The organism is Thalassobellus sediminis (genome assembly GCF_044386045.1).
Lineage (GTDB): Bacteria > Bacteroidota > Bacteroidia > Flavobacteriales > Flavobacteriaceae > Thalassobellus > Thalassobellus sediminis.
Window position 1 is genome coordinate 1,237,981 of the sequence record NZ_JBISCD010000040.1, and the last position, 22,391, is coordinate 1,260,371.

Here is a 22,391-nt window from a genome sequence, read left to right on the forward strand (position 1 = left end):
TAGCATTTTATATCTAAATATATTAATGAAGTTATTTTTAAGTAGTGTTTTACTTTTAATATCATTTTTTGTTTTTTCTCAAGAAAAACAACATACGTCATATATTGATGTAAATTATTTTAAAGGTAATATCGCAGTTCATAATACAGATATTCTTCATTTAGTACAAGGACATCCAGAAGGTGTTATTTTAAGTTGGAATAAAAAAACATATGGTTTTAATAATTGGGAGCAGCGTTATAATTATCCTGATTACGGAGCAACATTTGTTTCTCAAGATTTTAAGAATAATGTTTTAGGAAGCAGTTATGGATTATATGCACATTACAATTTCTATTTTTTAAAGCGAAATTTAATGTTTCGTATTGCTCAAGGTCTTGCTTATACTACCCATCATTATGATAAAGTCGATAATTATAGAAATTATGCTTTTGGGTCACACCTTTTAAGTAGTACACTTATGATGCTTAATTATAAAAAGGAACGCATTATAGATAGGTTTGGTATACAGGCAGGTTTTTCACTAATTCATTACTCTAATGCGAATGTAAAAGCACCAAATGCAAGTACAAATACCATTGCTTTTAATCTTGGAGTTACATATGATTTAGATAATGAAATTCCAGAGTTTGTTAATACTTTAGAAGGAGTAAAAGAAAAATTTGCACAACCTATAAAATATAATTTGGTGTTTAGAGGAGGTGTAAATGAAAGTGATGTGGTTGGTAGTGGGCAATTTCCATTTTATATAGTTTCAGCTTATGCCGATAAGCGTATTAGCGTTAAAAGTGCTTTGCAGTTTGGAACCGATGTATTTTTTTCAAATTTTTTAAAGGAGCTTATTTATTATAAAAGTGTTTCTTTTCCAGAGGAAAATGTGACTGGAAATGAAGATTATAAACGTGTTGGCGTTTTTGTAGGTCATGAGCTATTTATTAATAAAAGTTCATTAATTACTCAATTAGGATATTATGTGTATTATCCGTTTGATTTTGAAGGAAGAGTTTATTCTAGAATTGGGTTAAAACGTTATTTTACTAATAAATGGTTTGGTGCGTTAACGCTTAAAACGCATGGCGCTAAAGCGGAAGCTGTTGAATTTGGTATTGGAGTTCGATTATAAAACATGAAGAAATTAATTTACATACTAACCTTAATTATTGTATTTGCTTGTGATAGTGAAAATGCAGGCGATTGTTTTCAAAAAACAGGGGCTATTATTAGTGAAGAAGTGAGTCTTTCTTCATTTGATAAAATACTAGTTAATCGTGATATTGAATTAATTATAAAAGAAGGGCCAAATCAAAAAGTGGTTATTGAAACAGGTGAAAATTTACTAAATGATGTTGAAGCTATTGTTGTTGATGGAAAATTAACGCTTACTGATAATAATACCTGTAATTATCTACGTAATTATGGGGTAACTAAAGTATATGTAACAGCTCCAAATATAAAAGAGATAAGAAGCTCTACACAATATGATGTTAAGTCTGATGGTGTTTTAACCTACCCTACACTTACCGTGTTGTCAGAAGATTTTAGCCTTCCAGGAAGTATCACAAGTGGTAATTTTGTTTTAGAGATTGATAATAATTCCTTTAGTTTGGTTTTTAATAATTTGTCAAATTGCTATGTTTCTGGTAAAACGAATAGTTTAAATGTTACATTGGCAGCTGGAACATCTAGATTTGAAGGAGCAGATTTAATGGTGCAACACGTACAATTTTGGAATAGAAGCTCTAACGATATTATTGTGAATCCTCAATTATCAATAAAAGGAAAAATATCTGGTACGGGTAATGTTGTTGCATTAACCAAACCAGATATTATAGATGTTGAAGAAGTTTATAAAGGTCGATTAATTTTCAAATAAATTAACAGACTGTTTTGCAATTTCTAGTTCTTCATTTGTTGGAATTACAAAAATTTTAACTTTAGATTCTTCTTTATTTATTTTTCTAATACCATCAGATCTTGTTTCATTCTTTTTAGCATCTAACTTTATACCTAAAAAATCTAAATCTTTACAAACAAGTTCTCGCATATAATGAGAGTTTTCACCAATACCAGCAGTAAATACAATAGCGTCTAGTCCATTTAAAATGGCTGCATAACTACCAATGTATTTTTTAATTCTATAAGTATTCATAAGTAATGCTAATTGACATTCTTTATTGCCTTTTGATGCTTCTTCTTGAATATCTCGTAAGTCGCTATGACCTGTAAGACCAAGCATACCACTTTTTTTCTGAAGTAAGGTGTTTATGTCTTCTAAACTATAATCTAATTTTTCTGCTAAGTGAAAAATAATAGATGGATCTATATCACCAGAACGTGTTCCCATAATTAAGCCAGTAACAGGAGAGAAGCCTAACGTGTGATCGATACTTTTTCCATCTTTTATAGCAGTCATACTACAACCATTTCCTAAGTGAATAGTAATAATTTTAGATGTTACTTTACCTAAAGATTCTATAGCTTTTTCTGAAACATATTTATGACTTGTACCATGAAATCCGTACAAACGAATATGGTGTTTGTCTAATAGCTCATTAGGAATAGCATATTTATAGGCGTGTTTTGGTATGGATTGATGAAATGCTGTATCAAAAACGGCTACTTGTTTTGCGTTAGGGAAAATATCTTCAGCAACTTCAATACCTTCTAAATTGGCAGGGTTATGAAGAGGAGCTAATGACGATAATGCTTTTATTTTTTCTTTTACGTCTTTAGTAATCTCTGTAGTTTCGCTAAAGTGTTTGCCTCCATGAACTACTCTGTGTCCAACTATAGTAATATCATCGGCCGATTTTATAATCCCTGAATTTTTATCTAAAAGTTGATTTGCTAATAATTTTAATCCAGTTTTATGGTTTAAAATTTCAGCTTCGAACTCTACTGTTAGTTTTTTAGTTTTGAATTTAAATTTTGAGTCTTTAAAACCAATACGTTCAATTAATCCAGAACAAAGTATAGTTTCATCTGGCATTGAAAATAATTGAAATTTTAGGGAAGAACTCCCAGAGTTTAAAACTAATACTTGCATAATTATAATTCTTGGGCTTGAATAGCTGTTATAATAACTGTACTGTATATGTCATCTGCAGTACAGCCTCTACTTAAATCGTTTACGGGTTTATTTAGACCTTGTAACATAGGGCCAATTGCTAAAGCACCAGTTTCACGTTGCACAGCTTTATAGGTGTTGTTTCCTGTATTTAAATCTGGAAAAATTAAAACACTAGCTTGTCCTGCTACTTCAGAATCTGGTAATTTACTTTTACCAATACGCATATCTACTGCAGCATCATATTGAATAGGGCCTTCAATTTTTAAAGCTGATTCTTGTGCTTTAACAATCTCGGTAGCTTCTCTTACCTTATCAACTTCGGCTCCTTTACCAGATGCTCCAGATGAATAAGAAAGCATAGCAACTTTAGGGTCTATTCCAAAGTTTTCAGCAGTTTTTGCCGAAGAAACAGCTATTTCAGCTAATTGCTTTGCGTTTGGATTTGGATTTATAGCACAGTCTCCAAAAATAGAAACTCTATCTTCTAAGCACATAAAGAATACCGATGATACAATGTTAACACCAGGTTTTGTTTTTATAAATTGTAATGCAGGACGTAGTGTATGCTGTGTAGTATGTACAGCACCAGAAACCATACCGTCTGCATGACCTTTATGAATCATCATAGTGGCAAAATATGAGACATCAATCATAGTGTCTCTAGCCATTTCAAGAGTAATGTTTTTATGTTTTCTTAGTTCATAAAGTGTATTTGTATAATCTTCTAAATAAGGAGCCTCAAGAGGCCAAACTATGTTTACATCATTGATATCTAAAGCTATATCGTATTTCTCGATGCATTCTTTTATTTTAGCCTTTTCACCAATTAATGTTAAATCAACTACATGAGCATCAATTAGTTTTGCTGCGGCTCGTAAAACACGTTCGTCATAACCTTCAGGTAGTACAATGTGCTTTTTGTTTTTTAATGCACGTTGAAGTAAATTATATTGAAACATTCTTGGGGTAAAAATTTCAGACTTAAAAGTGATTAATTTATCAGCTAACTTATCGGTATTAACATGCTTTTCAAATGTAGAAATAGACGTTTGAATTTTTTCAGTATTTTCAGCATATATTCTAGATTTTATTTTACCAATAGAATTGGTAATTGAAAATGTACCGCCTTTTACACTAATTATAGGTACAACACTTGAAAGCCCTTCTATTAGTTTTAAAATAGTATTTTCAGGAATTAATCCGCCTGTTAAAATAATACCAGATATTTTAGGGTAATTTGTTGAAATATGTGCTTGTAATGCCCCTAAAATAATATCGGCTCTATCTCCAGAAGTAATTACTAATGAATTTTCCTTTAAGTGGTTAAGGTAATTTCTTAATTGCATGGTGCCAACACCAAAATGGTCAACTTTATTGTTTAGCATTTCCTTGCCAAAAAGTATATTGCCTTCTAATGTTTTTATAATTTCTTTGATAGTTGGGCTAGCTAAGCTTTTAATTTTCGGAATAACACTAATATCTGTGTTACTATTAATTCGTTCTTTTAAAAGAGACTTTAATGTTGAAACGTTTTCAGTATTAATTTTATTTGTCATTATTGATAACACGTCTACTTCTTCTTTAAAAGTATCATGAGCTAATTGAACACTATCAACAATATCTGGTAGTTTTTTGCCATCACCTTGAGAAACAATAATAACAGGAAGGCCTAGGTTTTTAGATATTAAAATATTAATATCTAATTCTATACTAGAATTTTCATGTGAAAAATCAGTGCCTTCAACTAGAACAAAATCAAAACGTTCTTCAAGGTTTTTGTATTTCTTGATGATTTCGTCTATAACTTCTCCAGATTTTCCTTTGTTGTATAAATCTAGAACTTCACTTCTAGTATAAGCAAAGGTCTTTTTATAATTAATATCTATTTCGAAATGCGATATAACCGTATTTATATGGTTATCCATTTCGCCAGTTTCGGTATCTTCTATAATAGGTCTAAAATATCCAACTTTAGCAATTTTACCTAAAAGCATTCGCATTAATCCTAGGACGACAATAGATTTTCCACTATTAGGTTCTATGGTTGCAACGTAAATTCCTTTACTCATTTTATTTTTTTTGTAGTGTAACAAAGTTAATCGATTGCATTTAATTGATGTTTACTAATTAAAAACACTCTAATACTACAAAATTAGTGTCTTCAAACATTGGTAAAGATGATATTTATCATATCTAGCGAAAACGTTTTTTAAACAACTGTATTTAATTGAGATTTACAGAAAATAATTAATTAGCTGTTAAATCTCTAAATAGTGTTTCTAAGCTTGTGTTTTTTTGATTTAGTTGGAGGATTTTTAATTGATTGTCATGAGCGAAATCAAAAACATATGATCTCATGTCTTCAGAGGTCTCAAAGGTAATTTCGTAAACAAAATCATAAGTGTTTATAACGTTTTTAACTTTTGGGAGTTTTCGTAAAAAAGCATCTTCAACGCGATAATCAAATTCTACAATAACGGTTTGCTCTTTACTTTCTCTTAGTTCGTTTAATTTTTTATCGGCTACAATTTCTCCTTTGTTAATAATAATCACACGGTCGCACATAGCTTCTACTTCTTGCATTATGTGCGTAGAAAGAAATACGGTTTTTGTTTTACCAATGGTTTTTATTAGATTTCTAATGTCTACTAATTGATTTGGGTCTAATCCTGTGGTAGGTTCGTCTAGAATTAATACCTCCGGATCGTGTAATAAAGCATTGGCTAACCCAACACGTTGACGGTATCCTTTAGAGAGCTGTCCAATTTTTTTATGCGCTTCTGGTGTTAATCCAGTAAGTTCAATAACATCTTTAATTCGTTTTTTAGAAACCTTATATAAGTTAGCATTAAATTCTAAATATTCTTTAACATACATCTCTAAATAGAGTGGATTATGCTCTGGTAAGTAGCCTAGACTCTGTTGTACGCTCTGCGAATTTTCATTAATATCATACCCATTTACTTTAGCAGAACCATCATTAGCATTAATAAAGGTGGTTAAAATTTTCATCATAGTAGATTTTCCAGCGCCATTTGGACCTAAAAAACCAACTATTTCTGGTTTATTTACTTTAAAAGAAATATTATTTAAAGCTTTTTGACTGCCATAAAGTTTTGTGATACCTGATACTTCGATAGACATATTATAAATTATTTGTTCAAAAATAATGATTATCTATTGGAATCATTGTTTTGCTGTAAAATCTTTAAAACTTTTAATAAAAATGAAAAAAAGATTTTATACTATTTTGATTTCTTTAAAAAAGAATTACTTTAGCACCGTAATTATGAAAGCAACAGTAAGTTATACATATTTTAGCAAATTTTTTTATTTCTTCTTTAGCAGAAGAAACGAGACGTTGTGTGTATAATTTATAAACTATAAATTTTAAATATGAGTCTCGATGTAAATCGAGACTTTTTTTTGTTTAAGAGTTGATAAGAATAATATAAAGGAATAAATATTTTAAAATAATATTAAAAATTGATTAAAACAGTAGCCATACAGGGAGTAAAAGGATCTTTTCATCATATTGTGTCGAAACAATTTTTTGAAAAACCTGTTAATCTTATTGAATGTTTAACATTCGATAGAACAGTTGATTCCGTAATTACTAAAGAATCTGATGCGGCTATTATGGCTTTAGAAAATTCTATTGCTGGTTCAATTATTCCTAATTATGCTTTAATAGATAAACATGATTTACATGTAGTTGGAGAGCATTATTTAGATATTCAACATAATTTAATGGCGTTGCCAGGTCAAGATATTAAAGATATTAAAGAAGTATACTCGCACCCTATGGCATTGTTGCAATGTAAAGCGTTTTTTAAAGCCTACCCTCATATTAAATTAGTAGAAGATAAAGATACTGCTGAGGTTGCACAACGTATACAAGAGCAACAATTAAAAGGAATTGCAGCCATTGCAAGTGTTATGGCAGCCGAAATATTTGAGTTAGATATTTTAGTACACAGTATTCAAACAATTAAACATAACGAAACACGCTTTGTTATTGTAAAACGTACAAGTTCTGAAGTGCCAGAAGACGAGATAACTAAAGCTTCTATAAAATTTGAAGCAGACCATAAACGTGGTAGTTTAGCAACTATTTTAAATGTAATGAGCGATTGTAAATTGAATTTAACTAAAATACAATCGTTACCAATAGTTGAAACACCTTGGAAATATGCTTTTTTTGTTGATGTTACTTTTGAAACGTATGCCGATTTTAAGAAAGCAAAATCCATTATTGATATTATGGCGCAAGGATTTAAGGTGTTAGGTGAATATAAAAATGCAAAGTTATGATTGAAGTAGCAGATAGATTAAATACGGTTGAAGAATACTACTTCTCAAAAAAACTAAGAGAAGTTAATTTGTTAATAGCTAACGGAAAACCAGTTATTAACTTAGGTATAGGTAGTCCAGATATGCAACCGCCAAAAAAGGTTGTTGATGCTTTAACTAAAGGGTTGTTAGATCCTAATGCGCATAAGTATCAAAGTTACCAAGGGTTACCAGAATTAAGACAGGCTATTGCAGGGTTTTATAAAACACATTACGATGTGAATTTAAGTCCGAATACTGAAGTACTGCCTTTAATGGGAAGTAAAGAAGGTATCATGCATATTTCAATGACATATTTAAATAAGGGTGATGAAGTTTTAATTCCAAATCCTGGATATCCAACCTATCAGTCGGTTACAAAATTATTGGAAGCAACACCTGTTTTTTACGAACTTGATGAAGCTAATAAATGGTTGCCAGATTTTAAAGCATTAGAAAAATTAGATTTAAGTAAAGTGAAGCTTATGTGGGTAAACTATCCGCATATGCCAACAGGCGCTCAACCAAGTAAATATTTATTTGAAGAGTTAGTTGCTTTTGGTAAAAAGCATGATATTTTAATAGTAAATGATAATCCGTATAGTTTTGTTTTAAATGACAATCCTACGAGTATTTTGAGTGTAGAAGGCGCTAAAGATGTTTGTTTAGAGTTAAATTCTTTAAGCAAAACCTTTAATATGTCTGGTTGGAGAGTAGGTATGGTTGTTGGAAGCGATACGCATATTAATAACATTTTAAAAGTAAAAAGTAATATGGACTCTGGAATGTTTTATGGCATTCAAAAAGGCGCCATAGAAGCTTTAAAGTGTTCAGAAATGTGGTTTGTTACTTTAAACAGTGTGTATAAGGAGCGTCGTGATTTAGTATGGAAATTAGTGGAAGCATTAAATTGTACCTACGATGAAAATGCAACAGGACTTTTTGTTTGGGCAAAATTACCGCCACATATAAAAGCAGAAGAATATATAGATTTAATACTTAAAGAGAACCATATATTTATAACACCAGGAACTATTTTTGGTAGTCAAGGTGAAGGATATATTCGTTTTTCTTTATGTGCACAAACTGAAGATTTAGAAGAAGCAATTGCTAGAGTAAAATGAAAAATATATACGCAATAGGTGTTGGTTTAATTGGTGGTAGTCTTGCTATTGATATTAAAAAGAATAATCCAGATGTGATTATTCATGGTATTAGTAGAAAACAATCGACGCTTGATGAAGCATTATCTCTTAATTTAATTGATAAAAAAGCAACATTAGACGATCTTGGTAATGCCGATTTAGTGATTGTGTCTATTCCCGTAGACGCTACCGTAAAATTATTGCCAACTATTTTAGATAAGATATCAGATAACGGATTAGTTGTAGATGCAGGATCGACCAAATTAGATATTTGTAGAGTGGTTGAAAATCATCCTAAACGTAGAAATTTTTTAGCAATGCATCCTATTGCAGGTACAGAGCATTCAGGACCTAGTGCTGCTATAAGTGGTTTGTTTCAAGGGAAAACAAATATTGTTTGTGAAGTTGAAAAGACAACGTTTAAGCTTCAAGAAAAAGCATTGAAATTGTTTTCAGATATAGGCATGCGTATTCGTTATATGAATCCAGAAGCCCACGATAAGCATATTGCTTATGTATCACATTTATCGCATATAAGCTCGTTTATGTTAGGGAAAACAGTTATAGATAAAGAAAGAAATGAACGCGATATTTTTGATATGGCGGGTAGTGGATTTGCATCAACTGTAAGATTAGCAAAAAGTTCGCCAGAGATGTGGACTCCTATTTTTAAACAAAACAAAACAAACGTAATAGAAACTCTAGAAGAGTATATTAATAATCTCACTCATTTTAAGGAGCTTATGAAATCGGATGATTTTGATGCTATTTTTAATGAGATGAAAAACACCAATCATATAAAAGATATTTTAAACGGAATTAGTTAAGTAGTGAAATTATGGAAAACACAAAAGAAATGAGAACCTGGTTAGATGATTTAAATTTAGATCATCCGTTGGTAATTGCTGGCCCTTGTAGTGCCGAAACAGAAGAACAAGTTTTAAAAATTGCTCATGAGTTAAAAGATACTGATGTTAGTTATTTTAGAGCTGGTATTTGGAAACCAAGAACACGTCCAGGTATGTTTGAAGGAGTTGGAGCTTTAGGTTTAAAATGGTTACAAAAAGTAAAAGCAGAAACAGGTATGAAAATTTGCACGGAAGTTGCCAATGCAGCTCACGTAAAATTAGCCTTAGAACATGATGTAGATTTGTTATGGATTGGAGCGCGTTCTACTGTAAGTCCATTCATTATGCAAGAAATTGCAGATGCTTTACAAGGAACAGATAAGCCAGTTTTAATTAAGAATCCAGTAAATCCAGATTTAGCCTTATGGTTAGGAGGTATTGAAAGAATTTACAAAGCAGGTGTTAAAAATATTGGAGCAATACATAGAGGTTTTTCTACTTACGAAAAAACAAAGTACCGTAATACTCCAGAATGGCAATTAGCTATTGAGTTTCAAAATAAATATCCAGATATTCCTTTAATTAACGACCCGTCGCATATTACAGGTAACCGTGAAATGATTTTTGATGTTTCTCAAGCGGCTTTAGATTTAAATTTTGATGGGTTAATGATTGAAACTCATTATGATCCTGCTAATGCATGGAGTGATGCTGCTCAACAAGTAACACCATCTACTTTAGTTCAAATTATGAAAGATTTGAAAATTAGAAAAGAATCTGATTCTGAAGCTGAGTACAATAAATCACTTGATAATTTAAGAGCACAAATTGATGTGGTTGATAATCAAATTATCGATTTATTAGGAAAGCGTATGAAAGCTGCCGATGGTATTGGGTCTCTTAAAAAACAAAAAAATGTAGCGGTTTTACAATCGAAACGTTGGAATGAGATTTTAGGAAAAATGGTTTTAGAAGGACAAGATCATGGTTTAAGTGAAGAGTTTATTTTAAAAATGTTTAAAGCTATTCACCAAGAATCAATTAATCATCAAGAGAAGATTATTAATAGTTAAAAGCTATTAAGTTTTAAGTGTTAAAAAAAAGGCTCGCATATGCGAGCCTTTTTTATAGTTTATAATTTGGTCTTATTTATTTCTTTTAAAAAGATATCTAGTAATAAAAATTCCTTGACCATCACCTTTTCCTCCTTCACTTTCTACACCACTTGTTACAAAAGCTAATTCCCATCCTTCTTCAATCATCGTGTTAATTTTTGAAGTAATAATAGCATCATTAGCAGCTATATTTTGAAAACGAATACCTCCTATATTATAAAAGTTTAATAATTTTGTTTCATCAAAACCTTTAACTCTTATTTCATCACGTTTAGATTTGTTACGAGTATTGTCATCTTCAGTTTGAGTTGTAGTAAATTCTTTGTAATCTTTTGTGTCATTGGCACTAATAATTCTTGAACGACCTAAACCATTAGGAACAATAGATTCTACGCTGGTAACTACTTTATATTCTACTTGAGCGTTAGTTTCGATAACTGAGAATAAAGCAATAAATAATACAATTAATAATTTTTTCATGTTGTTGATTGTTTAAAATTTAAAAAGCTAATATAGAGATTCTTACATAAAATTATTGTTTTAGAGAATCTTTAAAAAGCATTTGTTTTCTTTTATAGACAGATCACTCACTCAAAGGTTGCATACACGCATTCATATTTTTTAATATTTTATTTTTCTTCTAGGTTTGAAATATAAACCAAAACACAGAAATCATGAAAATAATAACTACACTATTTTTATTTGCTATGTCTTTTAATGCATTATCTCAAACAACTATAAAAGGAGTTGTTAAAGATGATATGGGACCACTTTCTGGTGCAAGTATTATTATTAAAAACAGTAATAAAGGCGTTATCTCTAATATTGAAGGGGTTTATGAAATTAAAGCAAAACCTACGGATACACTTTCTATTTCATATTTAGGATATCAAGTTAAAGATGTTTTAATTGGTAATCGAAGGAGTATTAATATTTTTTTAACAGGCAATATTAAATTAGATGAAGTTGTTGTAGTTTCATATGGTTCTTGTAAAAAAACATATTGTACAACATGTCGTTGTGGTGTTACTGTCAAGTATGTTACTACTAAGAATTTTAAATCAGATTTAATAACGCCAACACTCTATCCAAACCCATCAAAAGAAGGGCGTTTTAAACTAGCTTTATTTGATAATTATAAAAACATTCATATTCAGGTATCAAATATATCAGGACAAATAATAAAGACACAGAACTATCTAAATATTAATAAGCGATTAAACATTGATTTGTCTCAGTTGCCTTTAGGAATTTATATTATAAATATTATTGCCGATGGAAAACAACTTCCAGCTAAAAAAGCAGTTATTGGTGGATAAATTCAATTAAAAAATTGTTATTTTGTATTATAATAAAATGAATGACAGGACGCGTTTATAAATCTACAGGAAGTTGGTACACCGTAAAAACACAATTGGGTGATGCTTACGAGTGCCGTATAAAAGGCAAATTTAGGATGAAAGGTATTAAAAGTACCAATCCTATTGCAGTTGGAGATATTGTCGATTTCGAGTTAGAAACCGATAATAATCAAGTGTCAGGAATCATTCATAACATACACGATAGAACGAATTATATTGTTCGAAAATCGGTTAATTTATCTAAGCAAACGCATATTATTTCGGCAAATATCGATCTGGTTTTTTTAATGATTACCATTAATAATCCGCCAACTTTAACCAGTTTTATAGATCGATTTTTAGTAACTGCTAATGCTTATTCTATAAAAACCGTTTTGTTATTTAATAAGATAGATACTTACGATGAAGAAACGCTTAATGAAGTAAAATATCTAGCGTATGTGTATCGTAAAATAGGTTACGAATGTATTGGGGTTTCTGCAAAAACAGGTAAAAATGTAGATAAGGTAAAGGCTTTAATGTTGGGTAAAGTAAGTATGTTTTCGGGGCATTCAGGCGTTGGTAAGTCTACACTTGTAAATGCTATTGAACCTACATTGAATATAAAAACAAAAGAAATTTCTACACAACATATGCAAGGGCAGCATACAACAACCTTTGCAGAAATGTTCGATTTAAGTTTTGATGCCACCATTATTGATACACCAGGTATTAAAGGTTTTGGTGTTGTTGATATGGAAAAAGAAGAAGTAGGAGATTATTTTCCAGAGTTTTTTGCTTTAAAACAAAACTGTAAGTTTAATAACTGTTTGCATATAAAAGAGCCAAAATGTGCTGTAAAAGAAGCTTTAGATAATGGCGATTTAGAATTCTCAAGATACCGTAGTTACCTCCAAATTATTGAAGGGGAAGATGAGCATTACAGAACTGATATCTGGGAAAAAGAATGAAAGTAGTTATTCAAAGAGTTGCCAAAGCAAGTGTTACCATTGATGGCAAAAAAGTCGCTTCTATTTCAAGCGGGCTTTTAATTCTTTTAGGAATTGTAAATGAAGATTCTCAAGAAGATATTAGTTGGCTTTCAAATAAAATTATAAACCTGCGCATTTTTGGTGATGAAAATTGCGTTATGAATAAATCGCTTAAAGCTGTTGATGGAGACGTTATAGTAGTAAGCCAATTTACTTTGCATGCATCAACTAAAAAAGGAAATCGTCCAAGTTATATAAAAGCAGCTAAGCCCGATATTGCCATTCCGCTTTATGAAGCTTTTGTAAAACAATTAGAGCATGATTATGGTAAAGTCATTCAAACAGGGCAATTTGGAGCCGACATGAAAGTGGCTCTGCTTAATGATGGTCCTGTAACTATAATTATAGATTCTAAAAACAAAGAATAAATAAATTTACTTTTACAGTAAGTTAACCACAAATTTATCCCTTAATTTACTTATATTAGCTGTAAGATTTTTAGTTTTAAAACTAAAAAATATGCATTATAACGAAATATGATTTTTCTCATGTTATAATGGGTTTTAAAATAATAAATTTAAAACTTATTCTTTTTTTATGGTTTTTAGAAGCATTATTAGTACTTTAATATTACTCACCACAATAACTGTTTTTTCTCAAGAAAGTTTATACACAAGTTTCACAATTCCAGATAACCTTAAACAAAATGCAAATGCAGTTGTTAGGTTAAATGATATGAATATTTCAATAAAATCGGCTAATGAAATGTACATAACAAAAAAGAGAATTGTTACGGTATTAAATAAAGAAGGAGACGATGATGTTGATGCCTATGTGCATTATGATAAAAATGTGAAAATTAATGATCTTCAAGTTTTAGTATACAATCAGTTTGGTGCGGTTATTAAAAAAATAAAAAAGAAAGATTTTAAAGATGTAAGTGCGGTTGATGGCGGTACATTATATTCAGATTCAAGAGTTAAATATCTAGAATACACACCAATTGATTATCCGTATACCATTGAGTTTGTTTGTGAAACACTAACAAGTAATACAGCATTTATTCCTTCATTCTACCCATTAAACGGTTATTTTGTTGGAGTAGAAACTAGTAATTATAGTATTAATTATCCAGAAACTATAACAATTAGAACTAAAGAAAAGAATTTAGAAAATTTTGAACTAAAAAAAGAAGCTCTAACAAATGGAATTAAATACAAAGCACAAAATATAGAAGCCATTAAACCAGAAAGATATAGTCCTGCTTTTTTTGATTTTGCACCTAAAGTCTTATTAACTTCAAAACAATTTACTCTAGAAGGTGTATATGCTGAGGTTGAAGATTGGAATAGTTTTGGAAAATGGATGTATCATGACTTAATAAAAGATACATATGATTTGCCTGAAAGTACTATAAGCATGATTCAGGATCTTGTAAAAGACGAACCGAATGATATTGAAAAAGCAAGGAAAATATATCAATATGTTCAAGATAAAGTTAGATACATTAGTGTGCAAGTAGGTATTGGTGGGTGGAAACCATTTAATGCTTCAGAGGTTGATAAACTTGGGTATGGAGATTGTAAAGCCTTAACAAATTATACTAGATCGCTTTTAAAAGCTGTAGGAGTAGAGTCTAATTACAGTGTTGTTTATGCAGGGAAATCTCAAAGAAGTTTAGAAGATGATTTTGCAGCAATGCAAGGCAATCATGTTATCTTAAATATTCCACAAGAAAACAATGAAAACATATGGCTTGAATGTACCAGTCAAAAACTACCATTTGGTTTTATAGGCGATTTTACAGATGATAGAGATGTGTTAGTTATTACACCAGAAGGCGGAAGAATTGAGCATACAAAAAAGTATACAGTAGAAGAAAATACGCAAATTATAAAAGGAAATTATAGTATTTCAAATGATGGGGCTATTGATGCAAGTGTAAATGTGAATTCTAAAGGCATTCAGTATGATAATAAATATTGGTTAGAAACCGAAACAGAAAGAGATTTAGATATTCATTACAAAAAACGGTGGAAATATATTAATAGCATTTCAATAAATGACATGCATATTGAAAACAATAAAAAAGCTATTGAGTTTGTTGAAGATGTGAGTTTTAAAGCGTCTAATTATTCTAAAATTGTTGGAAACAGAATGCTACTTACATTAAATGCCTTAAATAGAAATACGCACGTTCCAGATAGATACAGAACCAGAAAGCAGCCATTAAAAATAAAAAGAGGTTTTGTAGATATTGATGAAGTTGAAATTAAATTACCTCAAGATTATAAAGTAGAATCGATGCCTAAAAATATGTTGATTGAGAATAAATATGGAAGTTATAAGGCAGAGGTTGAGGTTAAAGACGAAAACACATTAATTTATAAAAGAAAGTTTGTTATTAACGACGGGGAATTTCCAAAAGAAGATTATGCTGGTTTTAGAAATTTTTATAAAGAAGTTTCTAAAATGGATAATGCAAAAATAGCTTTAATAAAAAATTAAAATTAAAACCAACAATAAATGAAAACCACCACCACAATTTTATTAAGCTTATGTTTCTGCATATCGTCATTTGCACAAGATTATAAATTCGGAAAAGTATCAAAAGAAGAATTGCAAGAAAAATTTAACCCACTAGATTCATCAGCTAGCGCAACATATTTGTATAAAAAGAGAAAAACTTCTTTTAAATATCAGCAAGGAGAAGGTTTTCAGCTAGTAACAGAAATCCATGAACGTATTAAAATATATAATCAAGAGGGCTTTGATTATACAACACATGAACTTTTGTTATTTCATAGAGGAGGAAAAAAGGAAAAAATATCTAGTATTAAAGCTTATACTTATAATTTAATTAATGGTAAAATAGAAGAAGTAAAGTTGCAAAAAGATGGTATTTTTAATACAGAATATAATGAATATCGAGATCTATATAAATTTACAATGCCAAATATAAAAGAAGGATGTGTTATTGAATATAAATATGCAATGACATCTCCTTTTATTTCAAATATTGACGATTTTGTGTTTCAGCATGATATTCCTATTAAAAAGTTGGATGCAAGATTTGAAGCTCCAGAATATTTTAATTTTAAAGTGAATACTAAAGGTTTTTTATCTGTTATTCCTAAAAAGGATGTTAGTAGGTCTAAGATTACTGTAAAATCTGAAAGTCTTCCACAAGCAGGAGGAAAAGTGGAAAAGTGGCAAAATGAAATAGTATTCACAGAAAATATTTCTTCATATAGTTTGTCTGATATTCCAGCATTAAAAGAGGAATCGTATGTAGATAATATAAATAATTACCGTTCAGCAGTTAAATATGAGTTGTCTTATGTTAAAATGCCTCATTCAACCATAAAGTATTATTCTACTACATGGGAAGATGTGGTTAAAACCATTTATGAGAGTTCTAATTTTGGTTTAGAATTAGAAAAAGCAAACTATTTTAAAGATGATGTAGATGCCCTAATAAGTAGTATTTCAGACCCAATACAAAAAGCATCATTAATATTTGATTTTGTAAAATCTAAAGTTAGGTGGAATGGTTATTATGGTAAATATTGTAGTGATGGCGTTAGAAAAGCATATAAAGATCAAGTAGGTAACGTTGCTGAAGTTAATTTAATGTTAACCGCTATGTTACGTCATGCGGGATTAAATGCTAACCCCGTTTTAGTTAGTACAAGGCATAATGGTATTCCGTTATTTCCAACAAGAGAAGGTTATAATTATGTAATTTCTAGTATAGAGATACCAGAAGGTACTATTCTATTAGATGCAACTAGTAAGTATAGTACACCAAATGTATTGCCATTAAGAACTTTAAACTGGGAGGGGCGTATCGTAAGAAAAGATAAAACGTCTTCAACAATAAGTTTGTATCCAAATGTAAAGTCTGAAAACAAAGTTATGATGCTGGCTAAATTAACTGAGGACGGCAATGTTGAAGGTGGGGTAAGAAGAATAAAGAAGGTACATAAGGCTATGACTTTTAGAGAAGATTATTTAGGAACTGATGAAGATCAGTATATAGAAAAGCTTGAAAAAAAATATGATGGTATGGAGATGTCAGATTTTATTGTTAAAAATGGAGAGGATTTATCTAAACCTATTTCAGAATCTTTTAAATTTTCAATAGAAAGTCAAGCCGATGTTATTAATGATAAAATATACTTTTCACCATTGTTATTCTTTAAAACTAAAGAAAATCCTTTTAAATTAGAAAAGCGTGAGTTTCCAGTAGATTTTGGATACCCTTCTTCTACTTCATATAGTGTAAGTCTCAGTATTCCGTCAGGATATAAAGTAGAATCTACTCCAGAACCAGTTATGTTAATGCTTCCAGATAATTTGGGGTCTTATAAGTATATAATATCTGTTAAGCAAAACAAGATTCAGTTGGTAATTCAAACAGAAATAAATGAATCTAGGATTTCGCCTATTCATTATGAAGCATTGAAAGCTTATTTTAGTGACTTAGTAGAAAAAGAATCAGAACAAATTGTATTAACTAAAAAAGTGTTGTAAAATATATGAAAGTAGTTTGTTTTTTTTTGTTTTCCTATTTGAGTTTTAATGTATTTGCACAAGATTATAAATTTGGAAAAATTTCAAAGGAAGAATTGCAAGAAAAATTTAATCCACTAGATTCATCTGCAAATGCAACATATTTGTATAAGTATAGAAAAACATACTTTGTATATAGTCAGCAAAAGGGGTTTGAATTAGTTACAGATATTCATGAGCGTATAAAAATCTATAATCAAGAGGGATTTAATTATGCAACAAAACAATTAAATCTTTACAAAAATGCAAGAGATGAAGTAAAGATGGCTAGTTTAAAAGGCTATACTTATAATTTAATTGATGGAAAAGCAGAAGAAACAAAAATAGGAAAAGAAGGTGTTTTTAAAACAGAACAATCTAAGTATTGGAATGAGATAAAATTTACAATGCCTAATATTAAAGTAGGTTCAGTTATTGAGTATAAATATAAAATTATTTCGTCTTTTGTAGGTAATGTGGATGATTTTGTCTTTCAACATGATATTCCTGTAAAGAAATTAGAAGCTAAATTAGAGACACCTGAATATTTTGGTTTTAAAGTAAAGCGTAAGGGGTATTTAAATGTGATTGCTAATAAAGAACAAAAACGAGATAAGATTACATTTTATCAAAAATATAGACCTTCTCAAACAGCAACTAATGCTACTCAAGGAGGAAGTACTAGATATAGTTCAAATGAGATTGAGTATAGCACGTATTTAACAAATTATAGCCTATCTAATATACCAGCGTTAAAACAGGAACCTTATGTAAATAATATTAATAACTACCGTTCGTCCGTTAAATATGAATTATCATATATAAAGTATCCACAAACACCAATAGAATATTTTTCTACTTCATGGGAAAAAGTGGTGAAAACGATTTATAAAAACCCTAGTTTTGGTGATCAATTAGATAAAACTAGTTATTATGAAGATGATATAAAAGCACTTGTTTCTAAGGTGTCAAATCCAATGGAAAAAGTTGCTTTAATTTATCAATTTGTAAAAAATAATGTAAAATGGAATGGTTATATTGGTAAGTTCTCTGATGAAGGAGTTCGTAAAGCTTATTTGTCACATGTGGGTAATGTAGCCGAGATTAATTTAATGTTAACGTCTATGTTGAGGTACGCAGGTTTAAAAGCGTATCCAGTATTGGTAAGTACTAGGCAAAATGGAATTCCTTTATTTCCTACTTTAGATGGGTATAATTACGTTGTTACTTACGTAAAATTGGAAAGAGGTACAATTTTGTTAGATGCAACTAATAAGTATTGTTTGCCAAATGTGTTGCCGTATAAAACATTAAACTGGCAAGGTCGAATTATTTCAGAAAATGGAGGCTCTCAATTAATCGATTTATATCCAAAGGATAAGTCTGAAAATAATATTTCTATGATGATTTCTTTACTTGATGATGGAAATATTAAAGGCTTTTATAGAAGTGTAAAAACGAATCACACGGCTTTTTTGTTTAGAGAATTATATAATGATTCAGATAAAGAGAGTTTTTTAAACAAGTTAGAAAATAAATACAATGGTATTGAGATTTCAAATTATGATGTTAAAAATAGTTTAGAATTATCAAAGCCTATTGTAGAGTCGTATAAATTTGTAAAAGAAAGCCAATTAGATATTATTGGAAATAAAATGTATTTTTCTCCTCTCTTCTTTTTTAAATTTAATGAAAATCCTTTTAAATTAGAAAAACGAGAATTCCCTATAGATTTTGGGTATCCAACAATTACAAGTTTTAAGGTGATTGTTAATTTACCAGAAGGCTATAAAGTAGAAAGTCTTCCCGAACCTGGGCTTTATAAATTACCTGATAATTTAGGATTGTTTAAATATAATCTTTCAGCAGTAGGAAATAAGGTACAATTAGTAGTTTGTAGACAGATTAATCATTCTGTTATATCTCATTTGTATTATGATACTTTAAAAGTGTATTTTAGTAAGCTAGTAGAAAAAGAATCAGAACAAATTGTATTAACTAAGGTAGAATGAACATACAAAACGCACAAAAAGAAGTTGATAATTGGATTAAAGAACACGGCGTTCGTTATTTTAACGAGCTTACAAATATGGCGCAACTTACTGAGGAAGTTGGAGAAGTAGCCCGTATTATTGCACGTCGTTATGGAGAACAAAGCGAAAAAGAAAGCGATAAAAATAAAGATTTAGGTGAAGAACTTGCCGATGTTATGTTTGTTGTGTTATGTTTGGCAAACCAAACGGGAATAGATTTACAAGCGGCTTTTGATAAAAAATTAGATTTAAAAACAAAGCGAGACCACAATAGGCATCATAATAACGAAAAATTAAAGTAAATTTGCAGCTTGTTTAAATATAGATTTATAAACTAGATGCATATTACACTTCAAAAATCTAAAATTGCAAAGCAATCTTCAGTAAAAATAACAGGTTCTAAAAGCGAATCTAACAGATTATTATTGTTACAAGCACTATATCCAGAGTTTGAACTAGCAAACGTTTCAAATTCAGATGATAGTTGTTTAATGATAGATGCTTTGGCATCATCGACAGAGATTGTCGATATACATCACGCAGGAACTGCTATGCGTTTTTTAACAGCTTATTTTTCTATTCAAGAAGGTAGAGAAACTATTCTTACGGGTTCAAAGCGTATGAAAGAGCGTCCTATTAAAATTTTAGCAGAAGCACTTCAAGATTTAGGAGCAGAAATAAGTTATGTAGAAAACGAAGGTTTTCCTCCCATAAAAATTAAAGGAAAAAAGTTAACCAAGCATCAAGTTGCTTTAAAAGCGAATGTAAGTAGTCAGTATATTTCTGCCTTATTATTAATAGCTTCAAAACTAGAAAATGGTTTACAATTAACTTTAGAAGGTGAGATTACATCGGTTCCTTATATAAACATGACTTTGAGTTTGTTAGATGAAATAGGTGTAGAGTCTTCATTTATAGGTAATGTAATTACTGTTAAACCAAATACTAAAAAGTTAACACCAAAAACTTTAACAGTAGAATCAGATTGGTCATCGGCTTCGTATTATTTTAGTTTAGCGGCTTTAAGTGAAGTAGGAACAGAAATAACTTTAAGTGCTTATAAAGAAAACTCATTACAAGGGGATTCTGTTTTGGTAGATATATACAAACATTTTGGAGTAATTAGTGTTTTTAATGGCAATTCGGTAACACTTAAAAAAGTAGCTTCTAACTTAGAACCATTAGAGTTAGACTTAAAAAATGCTCCAGATATTGCGCAAACTATCGCTATTACTTGTTTTGCTTTGGGCATTTCTTGCGATTTAATAGGTTTACATACTTTAAAAATTAAAGAAACTGATAGACTTGTTGCATTAAAAACTGAGATTGAAAAATTAGGAGGCAACGTAACTATTACTGATAAATCGTTGCATCTTAAAGATTCAAAAAGCATAAAGGAATTAGTGTCTATTGCAACATACAACGACCATAGAATGGCTATGGCATTTGCACCTTTAGCTCTTAGAGTGCCAATAATTATTGAAGATGCAGCCGTTGTTTCTAAGTCATATCCAACATTTTGGGATGATCTAAAATCAATTGGATTTCAAATAACTAAATAATAATCACTCATTTACTTGACAAGGCCTATTTTCAGATTGTATATTTGCAGCCTTTCAAAAACTAAAATAAACAATTTCAAGTAGAAGAATATTTAGATAGTTAAAATTTATTTTCAAACAAGATTATAACATCTAAGGTAATATTTTACAGAAATTAAAAACTAAAAACGACACATGAAATTATCACACTTTGGCTTCAATTTACCAGATGAATTATTAGCAGAGCATCCAGCTGAAAATAGAGATGAGTCTCGCTTAATGGTTTTAAATAGAAAAGAACAAACCATAGAGCATAAAATGTTTAAAGACATTATTGACTATTTTAATGAAGATGATGTTTTAATACTTAATAACACAAAAGTTTTTCCTGCCAGATTGTATGGTAATAAAGAAAAAACAGGAGCTAGAATTGAGGTGTTTTTATTACGTGAATTAAACGAAGAACAACGTCTTTGGGATGTTTTGGTTGATCCAGCTCGTAAAATAAGAATTGGTAACAAACTATATTTTGGAGATGATGATACTTTAGTGGCAGAGGTTATCGATAATACAACTTCTAGAGGACGTACATTACGTTTTTTATATGATGGATCATATACAGAGTTCCGTAAAAAATTAACAGAGCTAGGGGAAACTCCACTTCCAAAATACATAAAAAGAGACGTAGAGCCAGAAGATGAAGAGCGTTACCAAACTATTTATGCTAAAAACGAAGGAGCTGTAGCGGCACCAACTGCTGGACTTCATTTTTCAAAACACCTATTAAAGCGTTTAGAAATTAAAGGTGTTAATTTCGCCGAGGTAACTTTACACGTTGGTTTAGGGACTTTTAACCCTGTAGAGGTAGAAGATTTATCTAAGCATAAAATGGATAGTGAGGAGTTGAAAATTGATGAAAAAGCAGTAGAAATTGTAAATAGAGGGCTTGCAGAGAAAAGAAGAGTTTGTGCCGTTGGTACAACAGCTATGCGAGCAATAGAAAGTGCTGTGTCTTCTAATGGAAAACTAAACGAAGTTGATGGTTGGACAAATAAATTTATCTTCCCTCCTTATGATTTTAGTATTGCTAATTGTATGATTACAAATTTTCATACACCAAAATCAACATTGTTAATGATGATTTCTGCATTTGCGGGTTACGACTTTACAAAACGTGCTTATGAAGAAGCAGTAAAAGAAGGTTACAAATTTTATAGCTATGGTGATGCCATGTTAATTATATAAATTTTAAATGAGGCCTTGTTAATTCAAGGCTTTTTTATTGCTTTTATTTGGGTATTTCCAAAAAGAGTCGTGCTTTATTCGTGGTTTTTTATTTAAAATTAATAAACTCATGAATATAAATATTTCGGTAGTAGATTTTTTGTGTTATAAATACAACAATACCTCAATCACTAATG

Annotated in this window: 19 protein-coding genes; 15 read left to right on the plus strand and 4 right to left on the minus strand. The window is 30.1% G+C overall.

Translation table 11 applies throughout. The features are described 5' to 3' along the window. The first annotated feature begins 25 nt into the window (after nucleotides 1-25). Nucleotides 26-1,123, plus strand: coding sequence for an acyloxyacyl hydrolase (locus ACH5TW_RS11970; protein ID WP_439336741.1), 1,098 nt, complete (start codon nucleotides 26-28; stop codon nucleotides 1,121-1,123). Between the two features lie 3 nt (nucleotides 1,124-1,126). Further along, nucleotides 1,127-1,873 (plus strand): head GIN domain-containing protein, encoded by a 747-nt coding sequence (locus ACH5TW_RS11975; protein ID WP_439336742.1) that lies wholly within the window; start codon nucleotides 1,127-1,129, stop codon nucleotides 1,871-1,873. On the opposite strand, the gene ACH5TW_RS11980 is transcribed toward ACH5TW_RS11975, so the two are convergent. From ACH5TW_RS11980 to gldA, 3 genes are all read right to left on the minus strand, one after another. Next, on the minus strand, nucleotides 1,859-3,046 hold the full coding sequence (locus ACH5TW_RS11980; RefSeq protein ID WP_439336743.1) for an acetate/propionate family kinase: 1,188 nt from the start codon (nucleotides 3,044-3,046) through the stop codon (nucleotides 1,859-1,861). The two genes, ACH5TW_RS11975 and ACH5TW_RS11980, sit on opposite strands and share 15 nt — an antisense overlap. Before the next feature lie 2 nt (nucleotides 3,047-3,048). After that, nucleotides 3,049-5,139, minus strand: a complete 2,091-nt coding sequence (pta, locus tag ACH5TW_RS11985; RefSeq protein WP_439336744.1) for a phosphate acetyltransferase — start codon at nucleotides 5,137-5,139, stop codon at nucleotides 3,049-3,051. 178 nt (nucleotides 5,140-5,317) lie between these two features. Then, the gene (gene gldA, locus ACH5TW_RS11990) at nucleotides 5,318-6,214 is read right to left on the minus strand and encodes a gliding motility-associated ABC transporter ATP-binding subunit GldA (RefSeq protein WP_439336745.1); all 897 of its coding nucleotides are present in this window, start codon (nucleotides 6,212-6,214) and stop codon (nucleotides 5,318-5,320) included. Between the two features lie 342 nt (nucleotides 6,215-6,556). Between gldA and ACH5TW_RS11995 the strand changes: the two genes are divergently transcribed. From ACH5TW_RS11995 to ACH5TW_RS12010, 4 genes are read left to right on the plus strand one after another with little or no spacing between them, the layout of a single operon-like run. Next, nucleotides 6,557-7,384, plus strand: a complete 828-nt coding sequence (locus ACH5TW_RS11995; RefSeq protein WP_439336746.1) for a prephenate dehydratase — start codon at nucleotides 6,557-6,559, stop codon at nucleotides 7,382-7,384. Next, nucleotides 7,381-8,526, plus strand: coding sequence for a pyridoxal phosphate-dependent aminotransferase (locus ACH5TW_RS12000; RefSeq protein WP_439336747.1), 1,146 nt, complete (start codon nucleotides 7,381-7,383; stop codon nucleotides 8,524-8,526). Before ACH5TW_RS11995 ends, ACH5TW_RS12000 begins: the two co-directional genes overlap by 4 nt. After that, a complete protein-coding gene (locus tag ACH5TW_RS12005) occupies nucleotides 8,523-9,374 on the plus strand; it encodes a prephenate dehydrogenase (RefSeq protein ID WP_439336748.1) in 852 nt (283 codons plus the stop codon). Before ACH5TW_RS12000 ends, ACH5TW_RS12005 begins: the two co-directional genes overlap by 4 nt. Nucleotides 9,375-9,385: 11 nt before the next feature. After that, complete coding sequence (locus ACH5TW_RS12010) at nucleotides 9,386-10,468, plus strand: chorismate mutase (protein ID WP_439336749.1); 1,083 nt, start codon at nucleotides 9,386-9,388, stop codon at nucleotides 10,466-10,468. A gap of 72 nt (nucleotides 10,469-10,540) precedes the next feature. Here ACH5TW_RS12010 and ACH5TW_RS12015 read toward each other — a convergent pair whose 3' ends face one another. After that, the gene (locus ACH5TW_RS12015) at nucleotides 10,541-10,990 is read right to left on the minus strand and encodes a hypothetical protein (RefSeq protein WP_439336750.1); all 450 of its coding nucleotides are present in this window, start codon (nucleotides 10,988-10,990) and stop codon (nucleotides 10,541-10,543) included. A gap of 194 nt (nucleotides 10,991-11,184) precedes the next feature. Between ACH5TW_RS12015 and ACH5TW_RS12020 the strand changes: the two genes are divergently transcribed. The 9 genes from ACH5TW_RS12020 to queA all read left to right on the plus strand — a co-directional run bounded on the left by ACH5TW_RS12020 (nucleotide 11,185) and on the right by queA (nucleotide 22,215). After that, nucleotides 11,185-11,829, plus strand: coding sequence for a carboxypeptidase-like regulatory domain-containing protein (locus tag ACH5TW_RS12020; RefSeq protein WP_439336751.1), 645 nt, complete (start codon nucleotides 11,185-11,187; stop codon nucleotides 11,827-11,829). A 41-nt stretch (nucleotides 11,830-11,870) separates the two neighbouring features. Continuing rightward, nucleotides 11,871-12,821, plus strand: coding sequence for a ribosome small subunit-dependent GTPase A (gene rsgA / locus ACH5TW_RS12025; RefSeq protein WP_439336752.1), 951 nt, complete (start codon nucleotides 11,871-11,873; stop codon nucleotides 12,819-12,821). After that, nucleotides 12,818-13,270, plus strand: a complete 453-nt coding sequence (gene dtd / locus ACH5TW_RS12030) for a D-aminoacyl-tRNA deacylase (RefSeq protein ID WP_439336753.1) — start codon at nucleotides 12,818-12,820, stop codon at nucleotides 13,268-13,270. The genes rsgA and dtd overlap by 4 nt, the downstream gene beginning before the upstream one ends. 169 nt (nucleotides 13,271-13,439) lie before the next feature. Further along, nucleotides 13,440-15,350 (plus strand): DUF3858 domain-containing protein, encoded by a 1,911-nt coding sequence (locus tag ACH5TW_RS12035; protein WP_439336754.1) that lies wholly within the window; start codon nucleotides 13,440-13,442, stop codon nucleotides 15,348-15,350. 18 nt (nucleotides 15,351-15,368) lie between these two features. Continuing rightward, on the plus strand, nucleotides 15,369-17,378 hold the full coding sequence (locus ACH5TW_RS12040) for a DUF3858 domain-containing protein (RefSeq protein WP_439336755.1): 2,010 nt from the start codon (nucleotides 15,369-15,371) through the stop codon (nucleotides 17,376-17,378). Between the two features lie 5 nt (nucleotides 17,379-17,383). Then, complete coding sequence (locus ACH5TW_RS12045) at nucleotides 17,384-19,408, plus strand: transglutaminase family protein (protein WP_439336756.1); 2,025 nt, start codon at nucleotides 17,384-17,386, stop codon at nucleotides 19,406-19,408. Beyond that, entirely contained in the window at nucleotides 19,405-19,731 is a 327-nt protein-coding gene (locus ACH5TW_RS12050) for a nucleotide pyrophosphohydrolase (protein WP_439336757.1), read from the plus strand. The genes ACH5TW_RS12045 and ACH5TW_RS12050 overlap by 4 nt, the downstream gene beginning before the upstream one ends. Before the next feature lie 36 nt (nucleotides 19,732-19,767). Further along, complete coding sequence (locus ACH5TW_RS12055; protein WP_439336758.1) at nucleotides 19,768-20,991, plus strand: 3-phosphoshikimate 1-carboxyvinyltransferase; 1,224 nt, start codon at nucleotides 19,768-19,770, stop codon at nucleotides 20,989-20,991. Between the two features lie 174 nt (nucleotides 20,992-21,165). Next, entirely contained in the window at nucleotides 21,166-22,215 is a 1,050-nt protein-coding gene (queA, locus tag ACH5TW_RS12060) for a tRNA preQ1(34) S-adenosylmethionine ribosyltransferase-isomerase QueA (RefSeq protein ID WP_439336759.1), read from the plus strand. The last annotated feature ends 176 nt before the right edge of the window (nucleotides 22,216-22,391 follow it).

Excerpts from the sequence above, each read along its gene's own strand:
- dtd (WP_439336753.1), top strand. The coding sequence starts at position 12,818 with ATGAAAGTAGTTATTCAAAGAGTTGCCAAAGCAAGTGTTACCATTGAT.
- queA (WP_439336759.1), top strand. The coding sequence starts at position 21,166 with ATGAAATTATCACACTTTGGCTTCAATTTACCAGATGAATTATTAGCA.
- ACH5TW_RS12040 (WP_439336755.1), top strand. The coding sequence starts at position 15,369 with ATGAAAACCACCACCACAATTTTATTAAGCTTATGTTTCTGCATATCG.
- ACH5TW_RS12035 (WP_439336754.1), top strand. The coding sequence starts at position 13,440 with ATGGTTTTTAGAAGCATTATTAGTACTTTAATATTACTCACCACAATA.
- pta (WP_439336744.1), bottom strand. The coding sequence starts at position 5,139 with ATGAGTAAAGGAATTTACGTTGCAACCATAGAACCTAATAGTGGAAAA.
- ACH5TW_RS11970 (WP_439336741.1), top strand. The coding sequence starts at position 26 with ATGAAGTTATTTTTAAGTAGTGTTTTACTTTTAATATCATTTTTTGTT.
- ACH5TW_RS12015 (WP_439336750.1), bottom strand. The coding sequence starts at position 10,990 with ATGAAAAAATTATTAATTGTATTATTTATTGCTTTATTCTCAGTTATC.
- ACH5TW_RS11980 (WP_439336743.1), bottom strand. The coding sequence starts at position 3,046 with ATGCAAGTATTAGTTTTAAACTCTGGGAGTTCTTCCCTAAAATTTCAA.
- ACH5TW_RS12010 (WP_439336749.1), top strand. The coding sequence starts at position 9,386 with ATGGAAAACACAAAAGAAATGAGAACCTGGTTAGATGATTTAAATTTA.
- ACH5TW_RS12005 (WP_439336748.1), top strand. The coding sequence starts at position 8,523 with ATGAAAAATATATACGCAATAGGTGTTGGTTTAATTGGTGGTAGTCTT.
- ACH5TW_RS12055 (WP_439336758.1), top strand. The coding sequence starts at position 19,768 with ATGCATATTACACTTCAAAAATCTAAAATTGCAAAGCAATCTTCAGTA.
- ACH5TW_RS12020 (WP_439336751.1), top strand. The coding sequence starts at position 11,185 with ATGAAAATAATAACTACACTATTTTTATTTGCTATGTCTTTTAATGCA.
- ACH5TW_RS12050 (WP_439336757.1), top strand. The coding sequence starts at position 19,405 with ATGAACATACAAAACGCACAAAAAGAAGTTGATAATTGGATTAAAGAA.
- ACH5TW_RS11975 (WP_439336742.1), top strand. The coding sequence starts at position 1,127 with ATGAAGAAATTAATTTACATACTAACCTTAATTATTGTATTTGCTTGT.
- gldA (WP_439336745.1), bottom strand. The coding sequence starts at position 6,214 with ATGTCTATCGAAGTATCAGGTATCACAAAACTTTATGGCAGTCAAAAA.
- rsgA (WP_439336752.1), top strand. The coding sequence starts at position 11,871 with ATGACAGGACGCGTTTATAAATCTACAGGAAGTTGGTACACCGTAAAA.
- ACH5TW_RS12000 (WP_439336747.1), top strand. The coding sequence starts at position 7,381 with ATGATTGAAGTAGCAGATAGATTAAATACGGTTGAAGAATACTACTTC.
- ACH5TW_RS12045 (WP_439336756.1), top strand. The coding sequence starts at position 17,384 with ATGAAAGTAGTTTGTTTTTTTTTGTTTTCCTATTTGAGTTTTAATGTA.